The following is a 14,472-nucleotide window of genomic DNA, read 5'->3' on the forward strand; positions in this document are numbered from 1 at the left end:
TCGGCCTCCGCGGCTCGGCCCGTTCGCGGCGCCGCCCGCCTGTCCGTCCCGTCGACCCGCCTCCCAGAGGAGCCCACGTCCGCCACCCGGCGCCTGATCGCCGTCGTCCTGCCCGTCCCGACCCTCGCCGCCGTCGCCCTCTGGGCCTTCGCCTGGCCGGCCGCCCGCACCGCGCCCCGCGAACTGCCGCTGGGCGTGGCCGGTCCGCCCGCCGCGACCGCGCAGCTGGAGAAGCAGCTGACCCGGCACGGGACCGCCTTCGAGATCCACCGCTACGCCGACGGAACGGCCGTCCGGAACGCCGTCGAGAGCCGGACCGTATACGGCGCGGTGGTCGTCACGGCCGGGCGAACCGAACTGCTGACCGCCTCGGCCGGGAGCCCGCTCGTCGCCCAGCTGCTCCAGCAGGCGGTCGCGGAACGGGCGGCCGCCTCGGGCGCCCGGGTGCAGACGGTGGACGTGGTGCCGGCTCCGGCCGCCGACCCGCGCGGCTCGGCTCTCGGCGCGAGCGTGCTGCCGCTGGCGCTCGCCGGGATCGCGGCGGGCGCGCTGGTGTCCCTGTCGGGTCTGCGCGGGATCCGCGCCGTGTCCGGGCTGGTCGGCGCCGCCGCTCTGGTCGGCCTGGCCGCGGCGGCGCCGGCGCACGGCTGGCTCGGGGTGCTCACCGGCGACTGGTGGGCCGAGGCCGCGGTGCTGGGCCTCTCGACGCCGGCGGTGAGCGCGGCGGTGGCGGGCTGCGCCGCCCTGCTCGGCACGCCGGGCATCGGGGCGGTGTCGTTCGTGGTGATGTTCCTCGGGAACCCGTTCTCGGGGGCGGCCTCCGCGCCGCGGATGCCGCCCGAGCCGGTCGGGGCGATCGGCCAGTGGCTGCCGCCGGGCGCGGGTACGACCCTGCTGCGGTCGGTGTCGTTCTTCGACGGGGCGGCGGCCACCGGCCCGGCGCTCACGCTGGTCCGGTGGGCCGCGCTGGGCCTCGGGGCCGTCCTGCTGGGGGCCCGGCCGAAGGGGGACCGGCCCCGGCCGAGCCGGCCGGCGAGGCCCGACGGCCCGCGCTCGTCGCCTGACTCCCGCCTCTCGGCCCTTGCCCGTGATCCGACCCCGCACCACCGGGCCGTGCACCCCGGCTCCGGGACCGCACGGCCTTTCGCGTGCCGGTGCTCCGGTCCTGCTCCCCCGCCTCCTGCTCCCCCGCCCCCGCACGCGCTTCATGGCGCACAGGCGTGTCCCCTAGGACGGATCCGGCCCCCGGTACTCCGCCGTGACCCCGAACCGGTGCTGTTCGCGGGGAGCGGACGCGACCTCGCGCACGGCGGTGACCGAACGGATCACCGGCTCCTCCGCGGCCTTGTCGAGTTCGTCGAGCCGCTCCAGGTCGACGGCGGAGACGAGGGCGACGAGAGGCTTGCCGTGGCGGGTCACGACGACACGTTCACCGCCGTACACCACGCGGTTGATCAGGTCGGCGAGTTCAGCCCTGGCTTGCGTCACCGGAATCTCGTAGGCCATGACCCCATTCTAACGTAACGTACATCCTGTACATTTTTTACAGTTCCTGTGAGGCCGCAGAGGGAGGGGCTCCGATGAACCGACCGTCCGCCCGCCATGTCCTGCCCGGGTTCACCGAGCGCACGGGCTTCGGGCACCGGACCACGGATCCGTACGCGAAGCTGCTGGAGGAGCGGATCGTCTTCCTGGGGACGCGGATCGACGACGTCTCGGCGAACGACGTGACGGCCCGGTTCATGTACCTCGCGCACACGGATCCGGACCGGGACATCGCGCTGTACATCAACTCCCCCGGCGGCTCCTTCAGCGCGATGACGGCTCTCTACGACACGCTCCGGTACGTCACCTGCGACGTGGAGACCACCTGCCTGGGCCGCGCGGACGCGTCCGCGGCGGTGCTGCCGGCGGCCGGCACGCCGGGCAAGCGGTACGCGCTGCAGGGCGCGCGGATGACGATCCGCCGGCCGTCCCTGCCCGGGCAGGCCGAGGGGCGGGCGAGCGACCTGGCGATCCGGGCCGAGGAGCTGGCGCGGACCCGCGCGAGCCTGGAGGAGATGCTCGTACGGCACACCGGGCGGCCGCCGGAGCAGGTGACCGCGGACATCGAGCGGGACAGGTTCCTCCCCGCCCAGGAGGCCGTGGAGTACGGCCTGGTGGACGGGATCGTCCCGCCCCGCAGGGCCTCGGCCGGCACACCCGGCGGGCGGTGAGCCGCCGATGGTGCCCGAACTGCCGCCGTTGCCCGCGCTCACCCGCGCGGAGGCCGAGCTGATCGACGGTTACCTCGACGTAGTCGACATGCTCGGCCGGATCAACCCCGCCCACCAGGGCGACACCTACCGCGGACTGCGCGCCGCCCAGGCGCTGGTGACCAAGGCGGCCGCGCTGCGCGACGCCCTGGCGCGGATGCACCAGCGGGGCGAGAGCGAACTGCACGCGCCGACGCTCGCGCGGGCGCTGCGCGTCCTGGACGGGGAGCGCCGCACCGCGCGGGTCACGCTGCCCCCGCTCTCCGACAGTTGACCCGCCGGATCCACCTCCGGTCCGGCCCGCTCGCGCCCAGGACGTGACGACCGGACCGGAGTTGAAACGGCCCAGAAGAGGTACCCCCGTTCAGCGGAGCGTCTACGGTTCCCCCGACCCCTCCGCGGTTGCGCAAATGGGCGCTCTTCGGGCGGAATAGCGAGCTCCGCCGCTGGTGGGAGGCCCTGGAGCGCCTTGACACCTGATCGCCCATCAGGGTGTCCACCCGAACGGGTGAGTGGTGAGTAACCCCACAAATCCCCGGTTCCGTTGGGATTTTCGGACATCGGTGAGCCAAGATCCCTGACTGACGACAAGCCCCCGCCACAAGCGGCGGGGCGGTCCGGGCGGACGCCGAGTCCTGCCGCCGCCCGGATGACCGGTCGACAGGAGTGCATCGGCAGGAGTGGAGGACCCAAGCACGACGGGTCGCCGGAACGGTCACGCCATGACCGGGCCGAGCAGCCCTTGGGGTGAAGCCGCAGCAGCGGCCGGGCAACTTCGCCAGCCCGAATCCGACAGGTCATCCTTCACAGGCGGCTGACGAAGGGTTGCGCATGACTGCGCTCAATCGTGTCCCGTCGCTCATGGCCCGGGCCGGTACGGCCTCGGCTTTCGCCATCGCCGCCGTGGGCGGCTCGGTCGTGGTCCCGGGGCTCGCCCCCGACGCCGCGGCCGCCACACCGGCGACGAAGGCGCTCCAGATCGCGGCCTCCAAGAAGGGTGCTCCCTACAAGTACGGGGCCACCGGACCGAAGAGGTTCGACTGCTCGGGGCTCACGCTGTACTCGTTCAAGAAGGCGGGCAAGAGCCTGCCCCGGACGGCGTCCCAGCAGTACAACAAGACGAAGCACATCAAGGCGTCGAGCCGCAAGGCAGGCGACCTGGTGTTCTTCCACTCGGGCTCGAACGTGTACCACGTCGGGATCTACGCGGGTAAGGGCAAGATCTGGCACTCGCCGAAGACCGGCGACGTGGTGAAGCTTCAGAAGATCTGGACCAAGAGCGTCTGGTACGGGCGGGTCCGCTAGGGCCCACCAGGGTCACGGGCGGTTCTTCCCGGGGCGGTGGGGGCGTCCTGACGCGCCTTCACCGCCCCGGGAGCTCACCCTCCGCCGAGGCCGTCAGGGCGCCGGCCACCGGCTCCGCCACCGGGACGGCCCACGGGAGCTCGACGGTGACCGTCTTGCCGCCCTCCCGGGTGGGCCGCACTCTCAGCCTGCCGCCGCGCTCCGCGGTGAGCCAGCGAATGATCACCATGCCTCGGCCGTTGTCCTGCTGGACGGCGGCCGGCAGTCGTTTGGGGAAGCGCGGGTGGCTGTCGGTGACCCCGACGCGCAGGTGTTCGTCACGGTCGAGGACCAGGTCCACCGTGAAGGTGGGTGACTGCCCGAAGGTGTGCTGCACGGCGTTGGTGGCGAGTTCCGAGACGATCAGCCGGACGGCGTCGGCCATCTCCGCGTCCGCCGGAAGGCCCCATTCCCCGAGGGCGCCGGCCACGAAGACCCGGGCCGCGGAGACCGAGGCGGGATCGCTCGGCAGAGTGACGGATGCTTCCAGGTGATCTGCCATGGCGACGTCGACCCTTTCCCACGGGACCGGGAGCCCGACACGGCGCGGATGGTTCGAGTACGGTCCCGGACTGGTGCTTCTTCGCCAGACTGCCATTACCGGGCCGGTCACGGGTCGGATCCACCGAGATATGCATATATCTGTCGCCCAATGCGGTGAACTCTGCGACGGCAGAGCGTATTTGGTCGGCCCGATAGGAGTAAGGAGGAGCCCATGCAGCACGGTCCCGCGGTACGCCGCCGAAAGCTGGGCGCCGAACTGCGCAATCTGCGCGCCCAGGCGGGGCTCACCAGTGGTGAGGCGGCCCGGCTCGTGGGCTGGCACCAGTCCAAGGTGAGCCGCATCGAGACCGGCATCAGTGGATCGAAACCGGCCGATGTGCGGTTACTCCTCGACGCCTACGCCGTCGAGGATCCGCAACTGCGGGAGCTGATGCTGGCATTGGCGGGCGCGGGCGGCAGCGGCGGCCGGGACCACTGGTGGCACGCCTACCGCGGGGTGCTGCCGCCCACCTACCGGGACTTCATCAGCCTGGAGTCGCAGGCGAGCGCCATGCGCACCCTGGAGACGACGGTGGTGCCGGGACTGCTGCAGACGCCCGAGTACGCGCGCGCGGTGACCAGGGCATCCGTGGAAGGGGGCGACGAGGACCAGCTCGACACCCTCGTGGAGGTGCGGCTGGCCCGCCAGGACGTGCTGCGCGCGCAGCCGCCGCTGGAACTGTGCGCGGTACTGGACGAGGCGGTGCTGCGGCGGGTGGTGGGCGGTCCCGAGGTGATGGCACGGCAGCTCGGCCGGCTCGTCGAGGCCGCCCGATTGCCCCAAGTCCGGCTTCAGGTGTTGCCGTTCGCCGCCGGAGCGCATATCGGGGTAACTGGCCCTTTCGTTATCTTCTCATTTTCGCGCACTTCTGATCTGGATGTTGTCGTTCTAGACCACTTGACGAGTAGCCTCTATCTCGAACGGAAAGAAGACCTCCAGGCCTACACCGAGGCCTTCAACGCCCTTCGGGCGCACGCCCTTTCGCCCGGGGACTCATCGGATTACATCGCCGCGATAGCCGACGGCGCGTAAGGAGGCACCATGTCCGCATCACCGCGGAACGTACCTTCCAGTACCGATCCCGACCGACTTCCGGATGTGCGCTGGCTGCGCAGCAGCTACAGCACGGGAGCGAACAACTGTGTGGAGACCGCCCGGCCGGCCTCCGGCCCCTGGGCCGGTCTGCTCGCCGTCCGCGACTCCAAGGACCCGGCCGGCCCCGCCCTGCTCTTCTCCCCCGAGAGCTGGTCGGGCTTCACGGCCGTCTTCTCACGGGTCCCCTGACCGCACCGCAACCGTCAGAGCGGTCCACGGCCGTGTCACGCCGACTCATGGTCGTGTTTCGCCGATCACCTGTACAGCGCGTTCCAGCTCGGCCCCGGAGAGGTCCGCGCGCGCGGTGAGCCTGAGACGTGAGATGCCGTCGGGCACGGAGGGAGGACGGAAGCAGCCCACGGCCAGGCCTGCCGACCGGCAGTCCGCCGCCCAGCGCAGGGCCCCCTCCGGGGACGGGGCACGCACGGAGACGACCGCGGCGTCCGGACGCACCGCCGCCAGGCCCGCGGCCGTCAGCCGCGCGTGCAGCTCGCCCGCCACCTCACGCGCGCGTGCCGCGCGCTGGGGCTCCCTGCGCAGCAGCCCGAGGGCGGCCAGCGCCGCCCCCGCCGCCGCCGGGGCGAGGCCCGTGTCGAAGATGAACGTCCGGGCCGCGTTCACCAGATGCTCGATCACCCGCGCGGGACCCAGCACGGCGCCGCCCTGGCTGCCCAGCGACTTGGACAGCGTGACCGTGACGACGACGTCGTCGGCGCCCGCCAGACCCGCCGCGTACGGAGCGCCCTGCCCGCCGTCCCCGAGCACACCGAGCCCGTGGGCGTCGTCGACGACCAGTCCGGCGCCGTACGCCCGGCAGGCGTCCGCCAGGGCGGCCAGCGGGGCGGCGTCGCCGTCGACCGAGAAGACCGTGTCGGAGACGGCCACGGCGGGGCCGTCGTGCGTGCCGAGCGCCTTGCGCACCGCGTCCGGGTCGGCGTGCGCGACGACCTGGGTGGTGCCGCGGGCCAGCCGGCAGCCGTCGATGAGCGAGGCGTGGTTGCCCGCGTCGGAGACGATGAGCGACCCGTGCGGGGCCAGCGCGGTGACCGCGGCCAGGTTGGCCGCGTACCCGGAGGAGAACACGAGGGCCGCCTCGAAGCCGCAGTGCTCGGCGAGCTCCCGCTCCAGCTCGCCGTGCAGCTCCGTGGTGCCCGTGACGAGCCGGGAACCGGTGGCGCCGCCGCCCCAGGTCCGGGCGGCCGCCGCGGCGCCCTCGGTGACCTCGGGGTGCCGGGCGAGGCCCAGGTAGTCGTTGCTCGCCAGGTCGAGGAGCGGCGAGTCGGCCGGACGGGCCCGCAGCGTCCGTACGAGTCCGGCCCGGCGCCGCAGCCGCGCCTGCTCGTCGATCCAGCCGAACGCCATGGGTCCTCCGGGCTTTTGTAGGTAGCGGACAGACACTAGCGGTCCGGCCGCCCACCCACGGTGTGGCAATACCCACACGTCGAACCCGGTGTGTTGTGTGATCCCTACCTTGGCCCGGAGCGGGTGCGTAGGACAGGATCGGCTCTCATGGACCTGCTGAACACGCTGGTGGACAAGGGGCTTCGGCGCGAGCTGCCGACCCGCGAGGAAGCGCTGGCCGTGCTGGCCACCTCCGACGACGACGTGCTGGACGTGGTGGCCGCGGCCGGCCGGGTGCGCCGGAAGTGGTTCGGGCGACGGGTGAAACTCAACTACCTCGTCAACCTCAAGTCGGGGCTGTGCCCCGAGGACTGCTCCTACTGCTCCCAGCGGCTCGGCTCCACGGCCGGGATCCTGAAGTACACCTGGCTCAAGCCGGAGGAGGCCTCGCAGGCCGCGGCGGCCGGGCTGGCGAGCGGGGCCAAGCGGGTCTGTCTGGTGGCGTCCGGGCGCGGTCCGACGGACCGTGACGTCGACCGGGTGGCCGGCACCATCAAGGCGATCAAGGACCAGAACGAGGGCGTCGAGGTCTGCGCGTGTCTGGGCCTGCTCTCCGACGGCCAGGCCGAACGGCTGCGCGAGGCGGGCGCCGACGCCTACAACCACAACCTCAACACCTCCGAGGGCACGTACGGGGAGATCACGACCACCCACACGTACGCCGACCGGGTGGACACGGTGCAGAAGGCGCACGCGGCGGGCCTGTCGGCCTGCTCGGGCCTGATCGCCGGCATGGGCGAGTCCGACGAGGACCTGGTCGACGTGGTCTTCTCGCTGCGCGAGCTGGACCCGGACTCCGTTCCGGTGAACTTCCTCATCCCGGTCGAGGGCACCCCGCTCGCCAAGGAGTGGAACCTCACCCCGCAGCGCTGTCTGCGCATCCTGGCGATGGTGCGGTTCGTCTGTCCGGACGTCGAGGTGCGCATCGCGGGCGGCCGCGAGGTCCATCTGCGGACGATGCAGCCGCTCGCCCTGCACCTGGCCAACTCGATCTTCCTGGGCGACTACCTCACGACCGAGGGCCAGGCCGGCAAGGCCGACCTGGAGATGATCGCGGACGCCGGATTCGAGGTGGAGGGCGCGGAGCAGGTCACCCTGCCGGAGCACCGGGCGACGGCCGCCGGGGGCTGCGGGTCCCACGAGGGCGGCGGGTGCGGCTCCCACGAGGACTCCGGGTGCGGCTCGCACGCGGGGGGCGGGGTGTGCGGCTCCGCACCGGCGTCGGCCCCGGCACCGGCCGCGGCGGTCGGCGAGGCCCGTACGGACCTGGTCGCCGTACGGCGGCGGGGCGCCGGTACCGATCTCGCGCCCAATGCCTGAGCGGCCCCCGCTCGGGGTGCCCGAGCTGCTGGAGCTCGACCGGCGGCACGTGTGGCATCCGTACGGTCCGATGCCCGGCCGGGCCGAACCGCTCGTCGTGGAGTCGGCGAGCGGGGTGCGGCTGCGGCCCGCGGACGGTTCCGGCGACCTGGTCGACGGCATGGCGTCCTGGTGGTCGGCGATCCACGGCTACAACCACCCGGTGCTGAACGAGGCCGTGCGCGAGCAGCTGGGCCGGATGAGCCATGTGATGTTCGGCGGGCTCACCCACGAGCCCGCCGTGCGTCTGGCGAAGCACCTTGTCGACATGTCGCCCGAGGGTCTGGAGCACGTCTTCCTCGCCGACTCCGGTTCGGTGTCGGTCGAGGTCTCGGTGAAGATGTGCCTCCAGTACTGGCGTTCGCTGGGCCGCCCGGCCAAGCGACGCCTGCTGACCTGGCGCGGCGGCTACCACGGCGACACCTGGCAGCCCATGTCCGTGTGCGATCCCGAGGGCGGCATGCACGACCTGTGGACCGGGGTGCTGCCCCGGCAGGTCTTCGTGGGCCCGCCGCCGGCGGAGTTCGAGGAGGCGTACGCCGACCTGCTGCGCGAGACGATCGAGCGGCACGCCGACGAACTGGCCGCGGTCATCGTGGAGCCGGTGGTGCAGGGCGCGGGCGGGATGCGGTTCCACTCCCCCGGGTATCTGCGGGTGCTGCGCGAGGCGTGCGACGCGCACGACGTGCTGCTGGTGTTCGACGAGATCGCGACCGGGTTCGGGCGCACGGGCGCGCTGTTCGCGGCCGGGCACGCCGCGGTGACTCCGGACGTCATGTGCGTCGGCAAGGCGTTGACCGGCGGCTACATGACGATGGCGGCCACGCTGTGCACGTCCCGGGTGGCCGACGGGATCTCGCGGGGCGAGGTGCCGGTCCTGGCCCACGGTCCGACGTTCATGGGCAACCCGCTCGCCGCGGCCGTCGCATGCGCCTCGATCGAACTGCTGCTCGGACAGGACTGGCTCGCCGAGGTCAAGCGGATCGAGGCGGGGCTGCGGGACGGCCTCGCCGCGGCGACGGAGATCCCGGGGGTGCGGGACGTCCGGGTGCTCGGCGCGATCGGCGTCGTCCAGCTGGACCACCCGCTCGACGACGCGGCCATGGCGGCCGCCACCCGGGCCGCCGTGCGCGAGGGCGTCTGGCTGCGGCCGTTCCGCGACCTGATCTACACGATGCCGCCGTACGTCACCGGTGACGCGGACGTGGCACGGATCGCGCGCGCGGTGTGCGCCGCGGCGCGGGAGGGATGAACATGCCGATCCTGGTGATCACGGGGACGGGCACGGAGGTCGGCAAGACCGTCACGACGGCCGCGGTCGCCGCGTCGGCGCTCGCGGCGGGGCGGTCGGTGGCCGTCCTCAAGGCCGCGCAGACCGGCGTGAGCGCGGACGAGCGCGGGGACGCCGACGAGGTGGCCCGGCTCGCGGGCGCGGTGACCACGGCCGAAGTGGCCCGCTATCCCGAGCCGTTGGCTCCGGCGACGGCGGCGCGCCGGGCGGGCCTGGCGGCGGTGCGGCCGCAGGACGTGGCGGACGCGGCGCAGAAGCTGGCCGCCGGGCACGACCTCGTGCTGATCGAGGGCGCGGGCGGACTGCTCGTACGGTTCGACGAGGCGGGCGGGACCCTCGCCGACGTGGCGCAGCTGCTGCGGGCGCCGGTGCTGATCGTGGCCTCGGCGGGCCTCGGCACGCTGAACACGACGGAGTTGTCGGCTCGTGAACTGCGCGGCCGGGGCGTGGAGTTGCTCGGGGTCGTGATCGGCAGCTGGCCCGACTCCCCCGACCTGGCGTCCCGTTGCAACGTCGCGGACCTGCCCGAGGTGGCCGGGGCCCCGCTGCTGGGCGCACTGCCCTCGGGGGCGGGCGCCCTCGCACCGGCCGACTTCCGCGCCGTGGCGCCCGGTTGGCTGGCGCCGCGGCTGGACGGGACCTGGGAGGCGGAGGCCTTCCGGGAGCGGACCGGTTCGGGGTCCTAGCCCCTAGGTCGGGTCCGCGAGCAGCCGCACGAGCTCGATGCGGGAGCGGATGCCGAGGCGGCTGAAGACGCCTCGCAGGTGGTGGTCGATGGTGCGGGGGCTGAGGGCGAGCCGGCCGGCGATCTCCCGGTTCGTGGCGCCCTCGGCCGCCATCCGGGCGACCAGGAGCTGCTGGGCGGTCAGCTGGGCGGTCGGGCTCCGGTCGCCGCGGGCGGGAGCCGCGGGGGCGCCGAGCGCGCGCAGTTCGGCGCGGGCGCTCTCGGCGCAGTGCGGGGCGTCGAAGGACTCGAACGACGCCATGGCGCTGTGCAGCCGGTCGCGGGCCTCGGTACGGCGGCGCAGTCTGCGCAGCGCGCTGCCGAACAGCAGTTCGGTACGGGCCCGTTCGACGACGCGGGTACCCTCGGCGTGCAGCCGGAGGGCCGTGCGGTAGTGCTCGACCGCGTCGGGGCCCGGCGTGAGCAGGGCCCGGCAGCGGGCGCTGAGGGCCAGATCGTCGGGGCTGCCGACGGCACGGGCCCAGCGGTCGTAGTCGGCGTGCGCGGCGCGCGCCGCGCGGGTCTCGCCGGTGCGGACGGCGGCCTCGACGTAGTGCGGGGTGGCCAGGTGGCGGATGGCCCGGTGGCCGTGGCCGGGGCCCGAGGCGGCGAGCGCGCGCAGCCGGGCCGCGGCGGCGTCGAAACGGCCCGAGCCGAGATCGAGGAAGGCGAGCGCCCACTGCGCCAGGGCGGCGGGCAGGCCCAGGGCGTGGGCGAGGGCGTGGGAGCGCGCGGCCGCGGCCCGCTCGCGGCACAGGTCCTCGTCGCCGGTGAGCGCGGCGAACATCGCCAGCGCGGCCTGGAGATGGCAGGCGCCGTTGTCCTGCCCGGTGGCGTACGCCTGCCGCAGAGCGTCCAGCGCGGCGGCCTCGGCGGCGCGTGGGCGGCCGGTCCAGAAGTCGGCGTAGGCGCGGAACTCCATGGCCTGGGGGACGGCGGAGGTGACCCCCCGGGCGCGGGCCGCGGCGGCCGACCGGACCGTGGCGGTGGCGGCTCGGGTGTGGTCGCCGAGCATCAGGGCGGCGATCCCCGCGTGCAGCAGGAGGGTGGGGTCGCCGCCCGGACCGCACCGGCCGGCGGTGGCCTCCAGCAGGTCGCGCGCGTCCTCGTACCGTCCGTCGACGGCGGCCGCGATCCCGCCCAGCACACCCGGCGGTTCGATGCCCGACTGCCGTGCTACGAGGGCCGCTTCACGGCATCGACGCAGATCGCCGGTGTATACGGCCGCTTCGGCGGCCCGGGCCAGGAAGTGGGCGACGGGAGGGACAGGGGTGGGGGCCGGGGTGGTGGGGGCCGGGACCGGGGCAGGGGCTGGGCCCGCCGCCCCGCCGGGCTTCCGCGAGGGGACGGGGACGGCGCCGGAGGAGGCGGTGGCGCCGTCACGACCCGGTGACGGGTCGACGGGTGCGGGCCGCACGGGGGAGACGGTGGCGCCGCCCCGGCCCGGTGGCCGGTTCCCGGGGGCCGGCCGATCACCGGGGGCGGGCCGGTTCCCGGGAGTGGGCCGGTCACCGGGAGTGGGCCGATCACCGAGGGCGGGCCGGTCACCGGGGGCGGGCCGGTCACCGGGGGCGGGCCGTGCCGCGGCGGACCGCGCCGCCCCGGCCAGCAGCGCGTCGAACGCCTCCCCCGCGTGCCCGGTCCGCAGGGCGAGGAGGCCGGTGAGGGCGTCGGCGTCGGTGCGGGCGGCCAGGCCCCGGGCCCGGTCGCCGTCACCGCGGAGCCAGGCGTCGGTCGCCGCGTGGGCGAGCAGCCGGGACCGTTCCCCCGGGTCCGTGCAGAGCCCGGCCGCCCGTTCGGCGAGGGCCCCCGAGAGCGCCGGGTCGGCGGCGGCGCGCGCCTGGGCGGCCGCCGCCGTGAGTTCGGCGGCGAGCCGCGCGCTGGGCCCGAGCGCGCCCGCGCCCCGGTGCCAGGACCGCCGGGGCGTCTCGGCCGTGCCGTGCAGGACGCGGGCGAGCAGCCGGTGGGCGTCGCGCCGGTCGGCGGGGGCGGCCGTCTCGTACGCGGCGATCCGGGTCCAGGCGTCGCGGAAGCCGACCCCGCCGGCCGTGGCGTAGGCGATCCCGGCCGCCACGGCCGCCTCCAGCGGCCGGGTGTCGAGCCGGGCGGCGGCGACGGCGCGCAGGAAGGCGTGGGTGGCCACCGGGTACTGGTCGGCGGCGGCCAGCAGGAGCACCAGCCGGGTCCCGTCGGGCAGCGCGCGGACCTCACGGCGGTGGGCGCGCAGCGTCTCGGGGGCGAGGTCGGACGGTTCGGCCGGCAGCGGGTCGAGGCCGGCCGCCTGCCGTTCGGTGAGCCGCGCGACGAGTTCGGCGGCGGCGCGCGGGTCGCCGTGCACGAGGCGCAGCACGCGCACGCGGACGCCCTCGGACAGCGCCGGGACCGGCCGCGGGCCCGGGCCCGTGCCCGGGAGCGCCGACGGCGAAGTGCGGTCCAGCGAAGGGGGGTTCACTCGTGTCACCACACAAGTGACGTTACTGGCGGGTTACTTGAACCGTAAAGACTGGCGATTTCACCGATGCGGCGCGCGTAGACCCGCCCGACACTCCTGGCAACCCCACACGTTTCAGGAGGCATCATGCAGCGCCACAAGCGTCGCATCGCCGCGGCTTTCTCGGCCGTGGTCTCTTCGCTCCTTCTGTCACTCTCGTTCTCCGCCCCCACCGCCCACGCCGCGTCCCACCATCCGATCGTCTTCGTGCACGGTCTCAGCAGTTCCTCCAGCAGCTGGGACGAATGGGTCGCGGCCTTCAAGGCCGACGGCTACACGGCCGCCGAGCTCGACGCCTGGACCTACAGCTGGTCCCAGTCGAACGTCACGACCGCCTCCCAGCTCAACACCGAGATCAAGAGCGTGCTGGCCAGAACCGGCGCGTCCAAGGTCGACGTGGTCGTCCACTCCATGGGCGCGCTGAGTTCCCGCTACTACCTCAAGAACCTCGGCGGCACGGCGTACGTGGACGACTTCGTCTCCGTCGCCGGTGTCAACCACGGGACGTCGGTCGCCTCGTGGTGCAGCTGGATCTACACCTCCTGCGCCGAGATGGTCACCGGCAGTTCGTTCCTCACCTCGCTCAACTCCGGTGACGAGACCCCGGGCAGCGTGACCTACGCGACCTACTGGTCGAACTGCGACTCGGCCATCGACCCGGACTCCTCGGCGCTGCTGAGCGGGGCCACCAACGTCGGCGTCGGATGCATCTCGCACACCGACATCAACAACGACTCCGGCGTGTACGAGCAGGTGCGCGACTTCGTCCAGTGACCCGGCCCGGGCGGTGAGCCCACCGCTCGCCGGGCCGACCGCCCGGCGAGCGCACCGCCCGGTGAACGACGCGACCGCGACAGCGTGGGTGCGGCGGGCCCGCACGGGGGAGAATCCCGGTAGGCCCGTCCTGCCCGGGAGGTCGCCATGCCCCTACGGTCCACCGGCTCCGGCAAGATGCCCGGTGATCTCGTCCACCATCCGCTGTTCGCCCGCTGCTACGCCCGGCTCGGCACGGCGGCCGAGACCCGCGGCGGTCTGGCCCCGCTGCGCGATCAGCTGCTCACGGGGCTGTCCGGCCGGATCATCGAGGTCGGCGCGGGGAACGGACTGAACTTCGCGCACTACCCGGCCGCCGTCTCGGAGGTCGTCGCGATCGAGCCGGAGCGCCATCTGCGCACGCTGGCCCTGGAGGCCGCCCGGCACGCCGAGGTGCCGGTGGACGTCGTACCGGCCGTGGCGGAGGCGCTGCCGGTGAAGAGCGAGGCCTTCGACGGTGCGGTGCTCTCGCTGGTGCTGTGCAGTGTCCGGGACGTCCCCCGCGCGCTCGGGGAGCTGTCGCGGGTGCTGCGGCCCGGCGGCGAACTGAGGTTCCTCGAGCACGGTCCCGGCGGCGGTCCGGTGATGCGGTTCACCCAGCGCGCGCTGGACCGCACGGTGTGGCCGGCCCTGGCCGGCGGCTGTCACCTCACCCGGGACACGCTCGGCGCCCTGCGCGAGGCCGGGTTCGAGCCGGGGCCCCATCGCCGGCTGTGCGTGCCGGAGAAAGGCCCGCGGCTCCCCTCCTCGTACTGCGTCCTCGGCAGCGCCCGTCGCCCCTCATAGGCTCCACGCGCGCAGCTCCCGCGCGATGTCGGACACCGACGCCTCCCCGGTCTTGGCCAGGCGGGCCAGGTCGCGGACCTGTTCGGGCGAGGTGGCGACCTTCAGGCCGCTGGCGACGAGATAGCCGTACGCGACGGCGCAGGCGAACAGGGCGTTGGAACGCTCCAGCGCCGGGACGTGGAGGAGGAGCTGGAGCAGCGCGGCTGCGCGGGCCGGCGCGTCGTCGTAGACGGGGACGTCGAATATCTCGGCCTGATGGCGCGCCACGGCGGCCACGAGCGCCCCCCAGTCGGTGACCTGGGGGTCCCCCGGGGTCTTCTGTTCGGCGAGCATGAGGAGCCAGGCGAGATCGATACGGAGGTCGCTCAA

The 14,472-nt window shown here is 74.0% G+C and carries 15 protein-coding genes, 1 pseudogene and 1 riboswitch; of the genes and pseudogenes, 11 read left to right on the forward strand and 5 right to left on the reverse strand.

Annotation, left to right across the window (positions count from 1 at the left end):
- Positions 1–39 precede the first annotated feature (39 nt).
- Positions 40–1,035: pseudogene (locus J2X68_RS30845) on the forward strand (ABC transporter permease); the annotation flags it as partial.
- 192 nt (positions 1,036–1,227) lie between these two features.
- On the opposite strand, the gene J2X68_RS30850 reads toward J2X68_RS30845, so the two are convergent.
- Positions 1,228–1,506, reverse strand: a complete 279-nt coding sequence (locus J2X68_RS30850) for a type II toxin-antitoxin system Phd/YefM family antitoxin (RefSeq protein ID WP_310435885.1) — start codon at positions 1,504–1,506, stop codon at positions 1,228–1,230.
- Positions 1,507–1,580: 74 nt separating this feature from the next.
- Here J2X68_RS30850 and J2X68_RS30855 point away from each other — a divergent pair, with 74 nt between their 5' ends.
- From J2X68_RS30855 to J2X68_RS30865, 3 genes are all read left to right on the forward strand, one after another.
- Positions 1,581–2,216 carry an ATP-dependent Clp protease proteolytic subunit gene (locus J2X68_RS30855; protein WP_310435886.1) on the forward strand — a complete coding sequence of 212 codons (636 nt, stop codon included), beginning with the start codon at positions 1,581–1,583 and terminating at the stop codon, positions 2,214–2,216.
- Positions 2,217–2,223: 7 nt separating this feature from the next.
- Positions 2,224–2,529 carry a hypothetical protein gene (locus tag J2X68_RS30860; protein ID WP_310435887.1) on the forward strand — a complete coding sequence of 102 codons (306 nt, stop codon included), beginning with the start codon at positions 2,224–2,226 and terminating at the stop codon, positions 2,527–2,529.
- A 342-nt stretch (positions 2,530–2,871) separates the two neighbouring features.
- Positions 2,872–3,083: riboswitch (cyclic di-AMP (ydaO/yuaA leader) on the forward strand.
- A 3-nt stretch (positions 3,084–3,086) separates the two neighbouring features.
- On the forward strand, positions 3,087–3,560 hold the full coding sequence (locus J2X68_RS30865) for a C40 family peptidase (RefSeq protein WP_057601952.1): 474 nt from the start codon (positions 3,087–3,089) through the stop codon (positions 3,558–3,560).
- 58 nt (positions 3,561–3,618) lie between these two features.
- On the opposite strand, the gene J2X68_RS30870 is transcribed toward J2X68_RS30865, so the two are convergent.
- Entirely contained in the window at positions 3,619–4,101 is a 483-nt protein-coding gene (locus J2X68_RS30870; RefSeq protein WP_310435888.1) for an ATP-binding protein, read from the reverse strand.
- 213 nt (positions 4,102–4,314) lie between these two features.
- Between J2X68_RS30870 and J2X68_RS30875 the strand changes: the two genes are divergently transcribed.
- A complete protein-coding gene (locus J2X68_RS30875; RefSeq protein ID WP_310435889.1) occupies positions 4,315–5,175 on the forward strand; it encodes a helix-turn-helix transcriptional regulator in 861 nt (286 codons plus the stop codon).
- Between the two features lie 9 nt (positions 5,176–5,184).
- Entirely contained in the window at positions 5,185–5,427 is a 243-nt protein-coding gene (locus J2X68_RS30880) for a DUF397 domain-containing protein (protein ID WP_310435890.1), read from the forward strand.
- A gap of 45 nt (positions 5,428–5,472) precedes the next feature.
- On the opposite strand, the gene J2X68_RS30885 is transcribed toward J2X68_RS30880, so the two are convergent.
- The gene (locus tag J2X68_RS30885) at positions 5,473–6,600 is read right to left on the reverse strand and encodes an 8-amino-7-oxononanoate synthase (RefSeq protein ID WP_310435891.1); all 1,128 of its coding nucleotides are present in this window, start codon (positions 6,598–6,600) and stop codon (positions 5,473–5,475) included.
- Between the two features lie 147 nt (positions 6,601–6,747).
- Between J2X68_RS30885 and bioB the strand changes: the two genes are divergently transcribed.
- From bioB to bioD, 3 genes are read left to right on the forward strand one after another with little or no spacing between them, the layout of a single operon-like run.
- Entirely contained in the window at positions 6,748–7,959 is a 1,212-nt protein-coding gene (bioB, locus tag J2X68_RS30890) for a biotin synthase BioB (RefSeq protein WP_310435892.1), read from the forward strand.
- The gene (locus J2X68_RS30895; protein ID WP_310435893.1) at positions 7,952–9,250 is read left to right on the forward strand and encodes an adenosylmethionine--8-amino-7-oxononanoate transaminase; all 1,299 of its coding nucleotides are present in this window, start codon (positions 7,952–7,954) and stop codon (positions 9,248–9,250) included. The genes bioB and J2X68_RS30895 overlap by 8 nt, the downstream gene beginning before the upstream one ends.
- A gap of 2 nt (positions 9,251–9,252) precedes the next feature.
- Positions 9,253–9,975 (forward strand): dethiobiotin synthase, encoded by a 723-nt coding sequence (gene bioD / locus J2X68_RS30900; protein WP_310435996.1) that lies wholly within the window; start codon positions 9,253–9,255, stop codon positions 9,973–9,975.
- A 3-nt stretch (positions 9,976–9,978) separates the two neighbouring features.
- On the opposite strand, the gene J2X68_RS30905 is transcribed toward bioD, so the two are convergent.
- Positions 9,979–12,477 carry a LuxR C-terminal-related transcriptional regulator gene (locus J2X68_RS30905; protein WP_399041256.1) on the reverse strand — a complete coding sequence of 833 codons (2,499 nt, stop codon included), beginning with the start codon at positions 12,475–12,477 and terminating at the stop codon, positions 9,979–9,981.
- A gap of 114 nt (positions 12,478–12,591) precedes the next feature.
- On the opposite strand from J2X68_RS30905, the gene J2X68_RS30910 reads away from it, so the two are divergent.
- The gene (locus J2X68_RS30910) at positions 12,592–13,278 is read left to right on the forward strand and encodes an alpha/beta fold hydrolase (RefSeq protein WP_310435894.1); all 687 of its coding nucleotides are present in this window, start codon (positions 12,592–12,594) and stop codon (positions 13,276–13,278) included.
- Positions 13,279–13,425: 147 nt separating this feature from the next.
- Positions 13,426–14,103 carry a methyltransferase domain-containing protein gene (locus J2X68_RS30915; RefSeq protein WP_310435895.1) on the forward strand — a complete coding sequence of 226 codons (678 nt, stop codon included), beginning with the start codon at positions 13,426–13,428 and terminating at the stop codon, positions 14,101–14,103.
- On the opposite strand, the gene J2X68_RS30920 is transcribed toward J2X68_RS30915, so the two are convergent.
- Positions 14,098–14,472 carry a fic family toxin-antitoxin system, toxin component gene (locus tag J2X68_RS30920; protein WP_310435896.1) on the reverse strand — a complete coding sequence of 125 codons (375 nt, stop codon included), beginning with the start codon at positions 14,470–14,472 and terminating at the stop codon, positions 14,098–14,100. The two genes, J2X68_RS30915 and J2X68_RS30920, sit on opposite strands and share 6 nt — an antisense overlap.

Source organism: Streptomyces sp. 3330 (genome assembly GCF_031456635.1).
Classification (GTDB): Bacteria; Actinomycetota; Actinomycetes; order Streptomycetales; family Streptomycetaceae; genus Streptomyces.